General features: G+C 75.8%; 10 protein-coding genes. 2 read left to right on the forward strand and 8 right to left on the reverse strand.

Annotated features, from left to right (window positions below; all coding sequences use genetic code 11):
* Window positions 1–97: 97 nt before the first annotated feature.
* From trxB to G1H19_RS14950, 5 genes are all read right to left on the reverse strand, one after another.
* Window positions 98–1,117: a thioredoxin-disulfide reductase gene (gene trxB, locus G1H19_RS14930; protein ID WP_235928272.1), complete on the reverse strand. Its 1,020-nt coding sequence runs from the start codon at window positions 1,115–1,117 to the stop codon at window positions 98–100.
* Window positions 1,118–1,232: 115 nt separating this feature from the next.
* Window positions 1,233–2,960 (reverse strand): protein kinase family protein, encoded by a 1,728-nt coding sequence (locus tag G1H19_RS14935; protein ID WP_162393394.1) that lies wholly within the window; start codon window positions 2,958–2,960, stop codon window positions 1,233–1,235.
* Window positions 2,957–4,870, reverse strand: a complete 1,914-nt coding sequence (murJ, locus tag G1H19_RS14940) for a murein biosynthesis integral membrane protein MurJ (protein WP_328727594.1) — start codon at window positions 4,868–4,870, stop codon at window positions 2,957–2,959. The genes G1H19_RS14935 and murJ overlap by 4 nt, the downstream gene beginning before the upstream one ends.
* 683 nt (window positions 4,871–5,553) lie before the next feature.
* Window positions 5,554–8,052 carry a DUF6049 family protein gene (locus tag G1H19_RS14945; RefSeq protein WP_152731843.1) on the reverse strand — a complete coding sequence of 833 codons (2,499 nt, stop codon included), beginning with the start codon at window positions 8,050–8,052 and terminating at the stop codon, window positions 5,554–5,556.
* A complete protein-coding gene (locus G1H19_RS14950) occupies window positions 8,049–8,525 on the reverse strand; it encodes an NUDIX hydrolase (RefSeq protein ID WP_152731845.1) in 477 nt (158 codons plus the stop codon). Before G1H19_RS14950 ends, G1H19_RS14945 begins: the two co-directional genes overlap by 4 nt.
* 79 nt (window positions 8,526–8,604) lie before the next feature.
* Here G1H19_RS14950 and G1H19_RS14955 point away from each other — a divergent pair, with 79 nt between their 5' ends.
* The gene (locus G1H19_RS14955) at window positions 8,605–10,089 is read left to right on the forward strand and encodes a CCA tRNA nucleotidyltransferase (RefSeq protein ID WP_162393623.1); all 1,485 of its coding nucleotides are present in this window, start codon (window positions 8,605–8,607) and stop codon (window positions 10,087–10,089) included.
* 39 nt (window positions 10,090–10,128) lie between these two features.
* On the opposite strand, the gene G1H19_RS14960 is transcribed toward G1H19_RS14955, so the two are convergent.
* On the reverse strand, window positions 10,129–11,544 hold the full coding sequence (locus G1H19_RS14960; RefSeq protein ID WP_193616554.1) for an MFS transporter: 1,416 nt from the start codon (window positions 11,542–11,544) through the stop codon (window positions 10,129–10,131).
* Window positions 11,545–11,666: 122 nt separating this feature from the next.
* On the opposite strand from G1H19_RS14960, the gene G1H19_RS14965 reads away from it, so the two are divergent.
* Window positions 11,667–12,359 carry a YqgE/AlgH family protein gene (locus G1H19_RS14965; protein ID WP_152731847.1) on the forward strand — a complete coding sequence of 231 codons (693 nt, stop codon included), beginning with the start codon at window positions 11,667–11,669 and terminating at the stop codon, window positions 12,357–12,359.
* Between the two features lie 117 nt (window positions 12,360–12,476).
* On the opposite strand, the gene G1H19_RS14970 is transcribed toward G1H19_RS14965, so the two are convergent.
* Both G1H19_RS14970 and G1H19_RS14975 read right to left on the reverse strand, forming a co-directional pair.
* Window positions 12,477–13,244 carry a hypothetical protein gene (locus tag G1H19_RS14970; protein ID WP_152731850.1) on the reverse strand — a complete coding sequence of 256 codons (768 nt, stop codon included), beginning with the start codon at window positions 13,242–13,244 and terminating at the stop codon, window positions 12,477–12,479.
* A 182-nt stretch (window positions 13,245–13,426) separates the two neighbouring features.
* Window positions 13,427–14,506 carry an inositol-3-phosphate synthase gene (locus G1H19_RS14975; protein ID WP_152731852.1) on the reverse strand — a complete coding sequence of 360 codons (1,080 nt, stop codon included), beginning with the start codon at window positions 14,504–14,506 and terminating at the stop codon, window positions 13,427–13,429.
* Between the last annotated feature and the right edge of the window lie 23 nt (window positions 14,507–14,529).

The raw sequence follows: 14,529 nt of genomic DNA on the forward strand, positions 1-14,529 counted from the left end.
CCGACGCGCGAGCTTGCGAGCGTGGTGGGGGGCAGAGGGACGAAGGACCCACTCCTACCCAGCACGAGCAAGCTCGCACTGGGGCCCTGGAGGGGGCCTAACGCTCGTCGAAGGTGTCGGCGAGCCAGCGCTCGGCGTCGATCGCCGCGGCCGCACCGGTGCCGGCCGAGGTGATGGCCTGCCGGTAGATGTGGTCGACCACGTCGCCGCAGGCGAAGACGCCGTCGATGTTGGTGCGGGTGGTCGGGTGCTCGACCTGCACGTAGCCCTCGTCGTCCAGCTTGAGCTGGCCGGCGAACATCTCGCTGCGCGGGTCGTGGCCGATGGCGACGAACAGGCCGGTGACCGGCAGCTGCTCGGTGGCGCCGGTGGCGACGTCGGTGAGCTGGACCGAGGAGACGGCGCTGTCGCCGACCACGTCGGTGACCTGCTTGCCCAGCGCCCAGCGGATCTTCTCGTTGTCCTGGGCCCGCTTCACCATGATCTTGGAGGCGCGCAGCTCCTCGCGGCGGTGCACCACGGTGACCGACCGGGCGAAGCGGGTGAGGAAGGTGGCCTCCTCCATCGCGGAGTCACCACCGCCGACGACCGCGATGTCCTGGTCGCGGAAGAAGAACCCGTCACACGTGGCACAGGCCGACACGCCGTGCCCGAGCAGCCGCTGCTCGTTGTCCAGGCCGAGGTAGCGGTACTTGGAGCCGGTGGCCACGATGACCGCGTGCGCCCGGTGCACCTCCGAGCCGACCGTGACCACCTTGGGGGTGGCGGTGAGGTCGACCTCGGTGACGTCCCGGGAGACGAGCTCGGCACCGAAGCGCTCGGCCTGGGTGCGCATGTCGTCCATCAGCTGCGGACCCTGGACCCCCTCGGGGAACCCGGGGAAGTTCTCCACCTCGGTGGTGGTCATCAGGGCGCCGCCGTACTGGGAGCCCTCGAACACCAGCGGGTGCAGGTTGGCACGCGCGGCGTAGGTGGCGGCGGTGTACCCCGCGGGCCCGGACCCGATGATGATCAGGTCACGGACGCCGTCGTGCTCCGCCGGCGGGATGACCGGCGGTTCCCCGGTGGCGGGGACCGTGGGGCCGGGGGTGGGCTGGGAGTTCGTCACGGGCGGCACAACGACGATCGTAGGGGCGGCATTCCCCGGCCGCTCCGGGCCCGCAGGGCCCACCTCGGGCTGGGCCCGCAGGGTCCACCCCGGGCTCGCGAGCACCAGCGGGACGGGGTCGCCCTCAGCCGGCGGACTGCACCGACACCTCGGCCAGGCCGGCGTCGAAGCCGTCGTCGGTGGGCACCAGGCCGGTGACCCAGACCAGCACGTACCGGGCGGTGACCGGCTCGGCCAGCGGCAGCGTGTCGGTCCCGGTCAGCGTGGCGGTGGCAGCGACGGCGTAGTCGTCCAGGCCACCGGACGCCGTCTCCCCGGTGCGCACCTCGACGGTCGAGCCGGGCTGGGTGGTGCTGATGGTGACGCTGCCGACGGCCTGCGGTGAGCCCAGGTCGTACAGGATCCCGACGCCGTCCTTGAGGTTCCCGAAGGTCGCCGAGCCGCGGTAGGTGACCGTGGTCCAGCTGGTCGCCGGGTCGCCGTCGAAGGACAGCGGTGCGTCCTCGTCGTTCTCGGACTCGTCGTCGCCCTGCGGGTCGAACACGGTCCCGGCGGCGATCGGCAGCGGCCCGGACGCCGGGGGCGGCGGTGCCGCGGCGGAGGTGGTGGTGGACACCGGCGCGGGGCCGGTGCCCTCCTGGTCGACGGAGCCGGCCACCGAGAGCAGGTTGTTGCCCACCCACCAGGCGAGCACCACCACCATCGCCAGGGCGAGCAGGGGCAGCCCGACGACGGCGAGGCGCCGGCGTGCGGTCGACCGGGGGACGTCGTCCTCCAGCTCGTCGTCGGCGATGTCGTCGGCGGGGCCCCAGGGCAGCAGCGCCTCCCGCTCCGGGTCCGGGCGCGCAGCAGGCGCCGGGGGTCGCGGTGGCGGCGGGGGCTCCAGGCGGATCGGCGCGAAGGCGGCGGTGCTGGTGGCCAGCGGGTCGTCGTCCCGGGGTGCCGGGGCACCGGCAGCGCGTGCCTGCTCGGCCGCCCGCTGCTCGGCTGCCCGCTCGTCGGCCGCCCGCTCCTCGGCCGCCCGGCGGCGGGCCTCGTCGGCGGCGTCGGCGTCGGCGAGGTCGCGGCGGTCGCGCAGCCGGCGCAGCCAGCCGCTGTCGGTGGTGTCGTCCGGCTTCACCGAGGGCAGCGGGGAGGTGTGGCCGGTGGGCCGCCGCTCGCCGAGCAGGGCGACCATCGCGGCCGCGCTGGACAGCCCGGCGCCCGGCTCGGTGGACCGGGCCCGGCGCACCAGGGCGGCGAGGTCGGGCTGGCTGATCGCCGGTGGGTGGGCCGAGGGCTGGGTGCCCGGCCAGTGCCCGGTCAGCGCGGCCTCCAGCAGCGCGCCGAGGGCGGCGATGTCGCCCTGCACGGTGCCGGTCGCGGCCGGCACCGCGAGCAGGCCCACCAGGCCGCCGGGCCGGAGCACGACGTGCTCCGGGGTGAGCCCGCCGACGGCGAGCCCCACGCGGTGCGCCTCGCCGACGCCCTCGGCCAGCCGGCGCACCAGGTTGCGGGCGTCGCGCTCGGTCAGCGGCCCGCTCTCCAGCCGCTCGGCCAGCGTCGGACCCTCCAGCCACTCGTTGACGACGTAGGCCGCACCCGGGGTGCCGTCGGCGCCGGAGCTGCTCTCGGCGGCGTCGTACACCATCGCCAGGGCGGGGGTGGCCAGGCCGCCGGCGGTCAGCGCGCGGGTGATCCACTCGCGGGCGGCGGGACCGCCGGGGGTGTGGATGCGGACCGCGACGTCCCGGTTGAGGACCTTGTCCCGGGCGCGCCAGGACCGGATCACACCGGTGGCCGTGGGCTCGTCGGGGGTGATCTGGTCGATCGGGCGGTAGCGGTCGGGCAGCCCGGTGGACGTCGACGTCACGGACGTTGCCGACCTCCTGTGCTCACCGCCGGGGGACGTCCCGGCGCATCGGCGTCACCCTGGTCGGGGCCCCGCGGTGGACCGCTGCCCGGACGACGGCTCCTGATGCGGTCCAGGACCCCTCGCGCCTCGGGCACCCGAGCCACCACGGCACCCGCGGAGACCGCGACGCCGATGACCACCGTACCGACGAGGAGGGTCACGAGCGACCCCGCGACGCCCTCGCCGACGGCCCGCTCGACCAGCGTCACAGCCCCCCAGCCGAGCAGTTCGGCCACCACGGAGGCCGCGGCGGTCCGGAGCAGCGTGTCGAGCGCGTCGCGCGTGCGCAGAGCACCCAACCGGCGACGCAGAGCGATGTCACCGGCGATCCACCCGGCGACGTAGGTCACACCCGTGGCGAGCATGAGACCCGCCACCACATGGCGCGGCTCGACCACCACCGGGACGAGCAGCATCAGCGGCACCCGGACCGAGACCATGGCCACCTGGATGAGCGTCGGCGTCCGGGCGTCCTTCATGGCGTAGAAGACGCGCAGCTGCAGCAGGGTCACCGCCATGGGCAGCAGCCCGAAGGCGCCGATGGCCAGCGCGGTGCCCACGGCGCGAGCCTCTTCAACCGTGGTGTTGCCGTGCCCGAACGCGACCGTCGCGGTGGCCGGGCCCAGCACCACGAGCAGTGCCGTGACGGGCAGCAGCCCCAGGGCCGACAGGCGGGTCCCCAGCACCAGGTCGGCGACCACCCCGGGTACGTCGGCCCGCGCAGCAGCACGGCTCATCCGCGGCAGCAGCGCCGTCAGCAGCGCGACACCGATGATTCCGTAGGGCATCTGGAAGAGCAGGCTCGCGTTGGCGAACGCGGCCTGCCCGAGCCCACCGGACTCGGCGGCCTCACCGGCCACCCGGCTGGCCACGACCACGCCCACCTGGCTCACCAGGACGTAGCCGATCACCCAGATGCCCAGCGAGCTCGCCTCGCCGAGGCCGGTGCCCCGCAGCCCCCACCGCAGCCGCAGCGGCACACCGTTGCGGCCCAGGAGCGGGAGCAGGACGAGCGACTGGACGGCGATGCCCAGCAACGTGCCCAGGCCGAGCAGCCAGACCTGCCACGGCTCGATGCTGACCGCGGTGATCTGTCCCGGTCCGCTGGCCAGTCCGAGGATCCCGGCGGTGGCGATCACGACGACGTTGTTCAGCACCGGTGCCCACGCCGGTGGACCGAAGACCCCGCGTGAGTTCAGGATCGCCCCGGCCATGGCCCCGACGCCGTAGAACACGATCTCGACCAGCAGGATCCGAGCCAGCCAGTTCCCCAGTGCCCGCTGCTCGGTGCTCCCGGAGATGCCGAGCAACTCGGTGAGCAGGGGTGCCGCGACCACGGCCACGACCGTCAGCAGGGTCAGCCCGGCGAGCATCAGGGTCATCAGGCGCTGGGTGTAGGCCACACCGCCGTCGGCGTGCTTCTCCTGCGCGCTGACCAGCAACGGGACGATCACCGAGGTGAGCACGCCGCCGAGCAACAACTCGTAGACGATGTTCGGCAGCGTGTTCGCCACCGTGTAGGCGTTGTTGACGGTGAGCGCGCCGAGGCCGAGCACAGCGGTCAGAGCCACCGTGCGCACGAACCCGGTCAGCCGGGAGACCGTGGTGGCCACGGCCATGCCGCCGACGGCGCGCAGCAGGCCCCGGCTGCCGCCGGGTCGCTCGCCGGCGGGCTGCGGGCGTTCCTCGCGCTGCCGGTACGGCGGCGGCACGGGTGGCAGCGCCGAGATGAGGTGGATCTCGGTGGGCGGGGACAGCGATCGTCGCCGGTCGTCCTGCCAGGCCGACGACCGCGCGGCCCGGCGGGCGGGTGGCGGCGGGACCGGCGGCAGCGGCGGGCGCCCCGGCACCGGCGGCGGCGCAGCCACCGGCGGCCCGCCCACGCCCGGCGCGCGCCCGCCGGCCGACGGGCCGCCGCCGGACGCGCCACCGCCGGACGGTGGGCCGGGTACCGCGTAGTGCGGCGGCAACGGCAGGTCGCCCACCCGGGGTTGCCGGGCACGCGGCGGGGGCGGGACGGGTGGTGGCGTCGGTCGGGGGACGGGGCGGGCCGCCGCGTCGGCCGGTGGTGACGCCTGCCCGGCCAGCGCACCCGCCGAGGGGGCGGCGCTCGGCGGCCGGACACCGCCGTACGGCGCGACCGGCAGCGGCGCCGCACGGCGCGGTGCGCCCGGACCCGCACCGGCCGGTGCACCGGCCGGCCGTGCCGGGGCGGCCCCGGAGCCGGACCCCGGTGCGGCCGGCTGTACCGGCGCGGGCCCGGAGCCAGGCCGCGGTGCGGCCGGCGGGCCGGCGGCCGGGGCAGCAGTCACGGGTCGACCACCGGCCGGAGGCTCCGGGGCCGCACGGTCCAGGGTCGGGGGGGCAGGTGTCGGACGTTCGGGTGCCGGGTGCTCAGGAGCGCCCCGCTCGTGGGTCGGGCGTTCGGGGGTCGGGCGGTCGTCGGCGGGAGCGCCGGCGGGGCCCGGGTCGGCGGGCAGGGCGTCGCCCTCCCGACCGGGACCGGTGGTCTCGGCAGCGGCCTCGGGTGGGACGCCGCGCGGGGTGCCGCTCACACCGGGCTCCGGGTGGGGGGTCGGCGGGTGGGGTCGCCGTCGGCCGGGCCGGCGTCGCGGCCGGCGCCGGACCCGGCCGCCGGCGACGCGCCCACCAGGTCGGCATCGGCGTCGTCCCGGTCGTCGTCGTGGAGGGACCCGGCCCGGCGGCGGCGCAGCACGAAGAGCACCAGGCGGCGCAGGAACAGCAGGGCCAGCAGCGCGGCCGCCCCGAAGGTGACGGCCAGGGTGATCGTGCCGTAGGCGGTGCTGCGCACCTGCATGTCCACCGGCTCGCCGAGGCTGCCGCCGCCCGGGGTGCTGAGCGTGGCCGTCACTGCGAAGCTGCCCGACTGGCTCACCTCGGAGGCCACCGTCACCACGCGGCGGGACTCCAGGTCGACCTGTTGCAGGCCGCCGTCCTCGGTGGTCAACCCTGCGTTGGCCAGTGCGCGCACCTCCACCCGCACCTCGACGGCGAAAGGCAGGTCGTTGCTCACGGTGAGCACCAGCGGGGCGTCGCTGGAGGCCAGGCTGTAGGTGCCGTCCGCGGGCTCGAGCAGGGTCACCCGCCGGGTCAGGTCGAGCAGCCGCTCGCGCACCGCCGCAGCGGCCTCGGCGAAGCCGTCCGGGTCACCGCGCCACGACGACGCCACCGACCGGTCGATCGCGGCGTCGTAACCGCGTAGCGCGGTGTCCGGGTCGCCCACCACGGCGGTGGCGAAGTCGGCCCGCACGCCGAGGGCGGCGCCGACGTCGCCCAGGGCCGGCCCGCCGAGCTGGTCCGGGCCCGCGGTGGCGGGCAGCAGCTGTCCGGCGTCGGCGACCGGGCCGGCGGTCAGCTGGCCGAGGGAGGCGACGTCCAGCCAGGGCTGCTCGGCGGCGTCGGCGAGCAGCGCGGTGGCGGCGGCCGGGTCGACGTCGACCTGGCGGGGCGGCACGACCAGCACCGTCTGCCGGCTGCCGCCCGCGGCCGCGAGCTGGGTGCCGAGCACGGCGAGCTCGGCGAGGTACCGCTGCTCGGCGGCGCGTGCTCCGGCCGGGTCGTCGCCCAGCGCGGCGACCGCGTCGCCCAGGCCGCTGTCGGCGACCAGCGTGGTCAGCGGACCGGCGTCGGTGTCGGTGTCCACCCGGGCGGTGGCGGTGGAGCCGTCGTCACCGACCGCGGTGCCGGGGTCGGCCCAGGACTGCTCGGCGAGCACCAGCTGCCGCACCCCGGCGTCCTGCAGGGTGGTCAGCGTCTCGGTGCGCAGCGTGCCGCCCACCGGCCAGGCCAGGTCGGTGCGCGGGGTGACCCCGAGGGCGGTGCGCAGCAGCGCGGCGCCCGTCCCGGCGCCGGCGTCCGCCGACCCGTCCCCGGACGGCTCCGCGGCCGGGGTGGTCGCCTCCGTGCCGGACGGCGTCACGGGGGTGGCCCCGTCGGTCGGCGCCGCTGACTCCCCCGCCGTCGTACCGCCCGTCTGCCCGGCCGTGCCCCCCGGCGAGGTCCCGCCCTCCGCCGGGGGGTCGGCGGCCGCCGTGCCGGGCAGCGCGCGGCGCACGGCGTCGCCGCCGCCGGCGGTCTGCAGCGCGTCGAGGTCGGCGTCGGCGTAGGGCAGCGCGAGCACGTCCTGCTCGGCGGCCACGGCGCGCAGCCGGGCCAGGTAGGCCTCGGCGTCCTCCCGGCCGGCGCCGTCGGTGGTGCCCCCGGAGCCGTCCGGCACCCGGTAGCCGCCGGCCATGGTGGTGAGCTCCTCGACCAGCGCCGGGTCGACGGCGAGGGTCACCGGCACGGCGGGTGCGTCGCTGTCCGGGCGCCGGGGCAGGTCCTCCACGGTGGCCAGGGCGCGGTCGAGCCGGCCACCGGGGGCGATCTCGCCGGCCAGGTCGTCGTCGGTGAAGTCGCCGTCCGGGGCGCGGTGCGGGCGGTCGGTGATCGGCCACAGCACGCCCACGGCCGTGCGCGCGGTCGGCGTGGCGGGCGCCACCACCAGGTGCGTGGTCAGCTCGCCGACCCGCTCGGTCAGCCCGTCCGGGTCGGTGCCGTTGACGTTGACCAGCGCGGGGTAGACGCCGTCACCCTCCAGCCGGAGCTCGGTGGCCGACGTGACGTAGCGGAAGGGCATCGACTCCCCCGCCGGCAGCTCGTCGTCCACGGGTGCGAACGCGGCGGCGGCGGTGGTGGTCGGCGACGGGTCGGCGAGGTCGTCGGCCAGCGCCTGCCGGGTGCGCAGCTGCTCGCCGCGCTGCACCCGCAGCGTGAGGTCGGTCAGGGTCTCCTCGCCGGTGTTGGTGATCCGGCCGCTGACCACGATCTCCGCCCCGGGGGCGATGCTGCGCGGGGTCAGCTCGGTCAGCGTCACCTGCACCTGCCGGGCGGCGTCGTCGGTGCCGGGCCCGTCGCCCGGGGCGGCGCCGGCCGGCAGACCGCCGAGCAGCGGCAGCACGCCGGCGGTGCAGGCGGCGACCAGCGCCGCCGTCGCGCGCCGGCGGCCGGGGGGGCGTCCGCCGGTGCGGCCGGCAGCCCGCCCGGTCACGCCGTGTCGGCCAGCAGACCGGGGGCGCGCTCGACCAGGGCCCGCTCGTCGGCGTAGGCGAGCCGCCCGCTGAGCTCGTCCAGCGGCACCCAGGCGACCTCGGTCACCTCGACGTCGGCGTCGGACAGCACGCCGCCGACCGCGCGCAGCAGGAAGTGGTGCACGGTCTTGTGCACCCGCCGGCCGTCGGCGACGAACCAGAAGTCGATGATGCCCAGCGGCGCGACGACCTCGCCGAGGATGCCGGTCTCCTCCGCCACCTCGCGGACGGCGGTGTCCTCCGGGGTCTCGCCGGCCTCGATGTGGCCCTTCGGGAGGGACCAGAGCAGCCGGCCCCGGCGGTCGGTGCGGCCGATCAGGGCAGCTCTCGGGCCGGTGACCTCGTCCTCGGCCACCACCAGGCCCCCGGCGGAGGTCTCGTCGACCCGGCGCAACCGGCGGCCCGGGCGCCGACGTCCGCCCGTCCCAGCCATGCCGAGAGGGTAGCGCGACCGCTGGGGACGACCGGTGTGCGACGAGCCAGCGGCACGAGCCCGACTACGGTGGGCGGTCGTGTCTGCCCAGCCGCCTCCCCCCGGCCACCCGCCGCCGCCCGTGCCGGCAGCAGTGCAGGCGACGGTGCGCGAGCTCGTCGACCTGTCCCCCGTGCTGACCGAACTGGGCCGCCGATTCACCGCCGCCGGGTTCCAGGCGCACCTGGTCGGCGGCTCGGTGCGGGACGCGCTGCTCGCCGCCGGGGCCGGCTCCCCCGGCGTGCCCGGCGACCTCGACGTCACCACCGACGCGCGCCCGGAGCAGACCCTGGAGCTGCTGCGCGGCTGGGCCAGTTCCACGTGGAACACGGGCATCGCCTTCGGCACGATCGGTGCCGAGGTCCGGGGTCTGCCGGTGGAGATCACCACCTTCCGGGCCGACCGCTACGACCGGGAGTCGCGCAACCCCGAGGTCGCCTGGGGTGACTCGCTGCACGACGACCTCGCGCGCCGCGACTTCACGGTGAACGCGATGGCGGTCTCCCTCGGGCCCGACCGCACCGTCACCGACCCCTTCGGCGGGCTGGGCGACCTGCTGGCCCGGCGGCTGCGCACCCCCGGGTCGGCCGCGGACTCCTTCGCCGACGACCCGCTGCGGATGCTGCGCGCGGTGCGCTTCGTGGCCCAGCTCGACCTCACCCCCGGCGACGACGTCGTGGCGGCGATGACCGGGATGCACGGCGAGCTGGCCCGGATCACCGCCGAGCGCGTGCAGCACGAGCTGTCCCGGACGCTGCTCAACCCCGACCCGCGCGCCGCCCTGGAGCTGTTCGTCTCCACCGGCCTGGCCGACGTCGTGCTGCCCGAGCTGTCCGCGCTGCGGATGGAGATCGACGAGCACCACCAGCACAAGGACGTCTACGTGCACTCGCTGACCGTGCTGGACCGGGCCATCGCCCTGGAGCAGGCCGCCGGCGGCCCACCGGACCTGGTGCTGCGGCTGGCTGCGCTGCTGCACGACATCGGCAAGCCGGCCACCCGCCGGCACGAGGCGCGCGGCCGGGTGTCCTTCCACCACCACGAGGTCGTCGGCGCCAAGCTGGTCCGCAAGCGCCTGCTGGCGCTGCGCTACCCCAAGGACGTCGTCGAGGCGGTGGCCCGGCTGACCTTCCTGCACCTGCGGTTCCACGGGTACGGGCGCGGGGAGTGGACCGACTCCGCGGTGCGCCGGTACGTGACCGATGCCGGGGACCTGCTGCCCCGGCTGAACAAGCTGGTGCGCTCGGACTGCACCACCCGCAACCAGCGCCGGGCAGCCCAGCTGGCCGCCACCTACGACTCGCTGGAGCAGCGGATCGCCGAGCTGTCCGCGGCCGAGGACCTGGCGCGGGTGCGGCCGGACCTGGACGGCAACCGGATCATGGAGCTGCTGGGCGTGCCCCCGGGCCCGGACGTCGGCCGGGCGTGGCGCTTCCTCAAGGAGCTCCGGCTGGAACGCGGCCCGCTGGACCCCGAGGTGGCCGAGGCCGAGCTGCTGGCCTGGTGGGCGGCCCGCGACAGCTGAGCTGGGGTGCGGGCGCGCAGGGACCCTGCGCGCCGGACCTCACACGTGCGGCGCGGAGCTGCTCCGGCCCGTGGCCTGAGCGGAGTGCGGCGGTGCAGGTCCCCGGCGCGCCGGCACTCCACCACGCGCGCGGGGTGCACTGAGCCGGGCGTAGGCGGCGGCCAGCAGCAGGTGGCCGCCGGCGATCGTCAGCACCATCGCGACCGAGCGGCCACCGGCCGGCAGCAGCAGGGCAGCGACGACGAGCGCGCTCACGTTCATGACGTTGAACAGGGTGTCGTAGACGGAGAACACCCGGCCGCGGTACGCGTCGTCCACGGTCTGCTGCAGGGTGCTGTCCACGCAGATCTTCACGCCCTGGGCGACGAAGCCGTGCACCAGCGCGGCGGCCACCACCAGCTCCGGGCGGAACAGCGGGCCCAGGACGCACTGGGTGACGCCGGCGACGGAGAGCAGCAGCACCGTCCAGCGCCGCGTGCCGATCCGGCGCACGACCGGCGGTGTGCACGACGCCGCAAGCAGGGTGCCGACCCCGCCCGCGGCCAGCACCTGGCCGAGCCCGGCCAGGCCGCCGGGGAACAGCGAGCCGTCCGCGGGGAACGTGCCGCGGTAGAGCAGCAGGATGGTCATCGTCAGCAGGCCGTACAGCAGCCGGTGCCCGCCCAGCACGGACAGTGCCAGCGTTGCGGGCCGCCGGTCCCGGATGTGCCGGGCGCCGGCGACCAGGCCGGAGACGCCGGTCCGCAACGCGCCGAGCAGCGGCAGCCCGGCGGCGGGACCGGTGGTGGCCTCCCGCCCGTCCGGGCCCAGGGCGTCGCGGCGGAACCCGGCGGCGGACGCGGCCGCGAGCAGGTAGGGCACCGCCGCGCACAGTGCGACGGCGGCGTACCCCGCGCTGGTGGCGCCGGTGAGCTGCAGGACGCCGATGGCCGCACCGCCACCCACGACCGTGGCCACCGCACCCGAGGTGGTGGACAGCGCGTTGGCCGGCACCAGGGCGGGGTCCGGGGGCAGGGCGGGGGACGGCGACGGCGTCCCGGTGGTGTGCGGCAGCCCGGCGGACAGGGCGGAGAGGACGAAGCGGTTGACCGAGAACACGGCCAGCCCGGCGAGGTAGAACCCGGCGCCCTGCACCTGCGCGTGCACCAGGCCGGCGACCAGCACGACCAGCACCGACCGCACCAGGTTGGACACCAGCAGCACCTGGCGCCGGCTCCACCGGTCGAGCAGCACCCCGACGAAGGGGCCGACCAGCGAGTAGGGCAGCAGCAGGACCGCGAAGCCAGCGGCGACGTCGAGCGGGTCGGTGGCGTCCTGCGGGTCGAACAGCACCGTGCCGGCGAGCGCTGCCTGGAAGACGCCGTCCCCGAACTGGCCCGGCAGCCGGGTCAGCAGCAGGCGGCGGAAGCCCCGCCGCCGGAGCAGCGCACGGGCGGTCACGGGCGCCTGCTGCACGCGGCGCACTGTACGGGCCACGCCCGTGTCCCCCGGGTCGTCGCCGGGCGATGCCGTACGCGTCCGCCGCACCGCTCGCCGGACCCCGCCCACCCGGCCGATCTGGGGCACACTGGACCGCGATGAACGCTGTCCCCTCATCGCCCGATCCCGAGTCCCGACCGCCGGTGCGGCCGGTCGCCGGGGCACGCCGACGTGGTGTGCCCGGGCTGTCGATCGGGTCGGTCACCGACGTCGTCCCGGGCTCGCTGCTGGTCGCGATGCCCGCGCTGGACGACGAGAACTTCGCCGGCGCCGTGGTGTACGTGCTCGACCACGGCGACACCGGCACGCTGGGCGTCGTCCTGGGGCAGCCGAGCGAGGTGCAGATCCGCGACGTGCTGCCGGGCTGGTCGGACCTGGCCGTGGAGCCCGGTGTCTTCCACGTGGGCGGTCCCTGCGAGGCCGACACGGCGCTGTGCCTGGCGGTCTCCGGCCCGCCGGCGCGCCGCCCGGCGCGCTCGGCCACCGACGAGGAGGACGACGACGGCCTGCGGTCGGTCGCTGCGGGGGTGCACCTGGTCGACCTGGACGCCGACCCGGGCGCGCTGGCCGGCCGGCTGACCGGGCTGCGGGTGTTCGCCGGGTACGCGGGCTGGTCGCGCGGTCAGCTGGCGGTCGAGATGGGCCAGGGCTCGTGGGCCTGCGTGCCCGGCTCCCCGGACGACGTGCTGAGCAGCCGGGCCGGCGCCGACCTCTGGCGCGCGGTGCTGCGCCGCCAGCGTGGGCCTCTCGCGGTGCTCGCCACCGCGCCCACGGACCCCTCGGAGAACTGAGCTCCCCGGCCCCGCGGCGTGTCGGCTTCGCGTGTCGTGCCGGGCTCTGATATCACATACGCAGGAGGGGGCGGCCTGGGGAAGAGGCCGCCCCCTTCCTCCATGTCCGGCCTTCGCTCAGACGCCGAGCCGCCCGGCGACGTCCGGGTAGTCCGCGGCTGCGACCGTCTGGTCCTCGGCGGGCAGCGTGATCTCCCGCGAGCCGTGGTCGGACAGCGTGATCGTCACCGAGAAGTCCTGCTGCGGCAGCGGCGTCACGTACTGCAGCAGCAGCTGGCTGGACGCCGCGACCGAGACCGTGGCGCCGCTGCCGGTGCGGTAGTCGACGGCGAGCTGACCGTCGATGGAGCGCTGGCCCTGCCAGGTGTAGTCGCGCTCCAGGATGGCCCGGGGGTCGTCCGCGGTGCGTGCCGACAGCCGGGGCACCAGCTGCACGAGCACGTCGACGAGCGAGGCGCTGCCCCCGGCCTGGGTGACGATCGGCCGCCGCATGACGCTGATGCCCGGCCGGCCCTGGGCGGCGAGGGCGTCGGTCAGACCGGGCACGTCACCGAACCAGATCTCGTCGGGGTCGAACCACAGGGTGCGGCTGTCGTCCGGGCGCCCGTCGCCGAAGGTGGTCACCGCGGTGGCGGTGCCGATCTGCCGGGCGAAGTCGACCTGCCCGGTCAGGGTGAGCACGGTGCCCTCGGCGTAGGGGGCGGTGAGCACGAAGTCCGCGCCGCCCTCCTGGAAGTCGCGGTACAGCAGCCCGGCGAGCACCTCGGCCTCCTGGGAGGTGATGGCGTCGCCGGGGGTGCGCTCGGCCGCCCCGTCGTCGCTGCACCCGGCCAGCAGGGCCAGCACCAGCCCGAGGGCAACGAGGAGACGGCGGGCCGCTGGCATGGCACCAGCGTAGGAGAAGCCCCCGTCGTCCCCCCGCCTGTCGCCTGCCGCCCCCCACCGACCCGACCCGACCCGACCCGACCCGACCCGACCCTCGCGTTCTGTACAGAAAGCGCTGCGCTTTCTGTACAGAAAGCGGAGGGGCAGGAACGCGGGGCGGGGCGGGGTCGGAGGTGAGGGCCTCAGCGCTCGGCGTCGCCCCGGATGAAGGCCTCGACCGCGTCCCGGGCCTGGCTGTCGTCGTACTGCTCCGGCGGGCTCTTCATGAAGTACGAGGACGCCGACAGGATCGGCCCGCCGATGCCGCGGTCCTTGGCGATCTTGGCGGCGCGGACGGCGTCGATGATGATGCCGGCCGAGTTCGGGGAGTCCCAGACCTCCAGCTTGTACTCCAGGCTCAGCGGCACGTCGCCGAAGGCGCGGCCCTCCAGGCGCACGTAGGCCCACTTGCGGTCCGAGAGCCACGGCACGTGGTCCGACGGGCCGATGTGCACGTTGCCCACGCCCATGTCCCGGTCGACCTGGCTGGTGACCGACTGCGTCTTGGAGATCTTCTTGGACTCCAGGCGCTCGCGCTCGAGCATGTTCTTGAAGTCCATGTTGCCGCCGACGTTGAGCTGCATGGTGCGGTCCAGCCGCACGCCGCGGTCCTCGAACAGCTTGGCGAGCACGCGGTGGGTGATGGTGGCACCGACCTGGCTCTTGATGTCGTCGCCGATGATCGGCACGCCGGCGGCGGTGAACTTGTCCGCCCAGGCCTTGGTGCCGGCGATGAACACCGGCAGCGCGTTGACGAAGGCGACGTCCGCGTCGATGGCGGCCTGGGCGTAGAACTCGGCGGCCTGCTGCGAGCCGACGGGCAGGTAGCAGACGAGGACGTCGGCGCCGGACTCGCGCAGCGCGGTGACCATGTCCACCGGCTGCTCGTCGGACTCCTCGACGATCTCGCGGTAGTACTTGCCGAGCCCGTCCAGGGTGGTGCCGCGCTGCACGGTCACGCCCAGCGGTGGGACGTCGGCGATCTTGATGGTGTTGTTCTCGCTGGCGACGATCGCCTCGGACAGGTCGCGCCCGACCTTCTTGGCGTCGACGTCGAACGCGGCGACGAACTGGACGTCGGAGACGTGGTAGTCGCCGAAGCGCACGTGCATCAGCCCGGGGACCGACTGCGTGTCGTCGGCGTCCCGGTAGTACTCGACGCCCTGGACCAGCGACGCGGCGCAGTTGCCGACGCCGACGATGGCGACCTTGACCGATGGCATGGGGTTTCTCCTCTGGGGTGGGG

Origin of the sequence: Goekera deserti, assembly GCF_010685995.1 — a bacterium.
GTDB classification, from domain to species: domain Bacteria; phylum Actinomycetota; class Actinomycetes; order Mycobacteriales; family Geodermatophilaceae; genus Goekera; species Goekera deserti.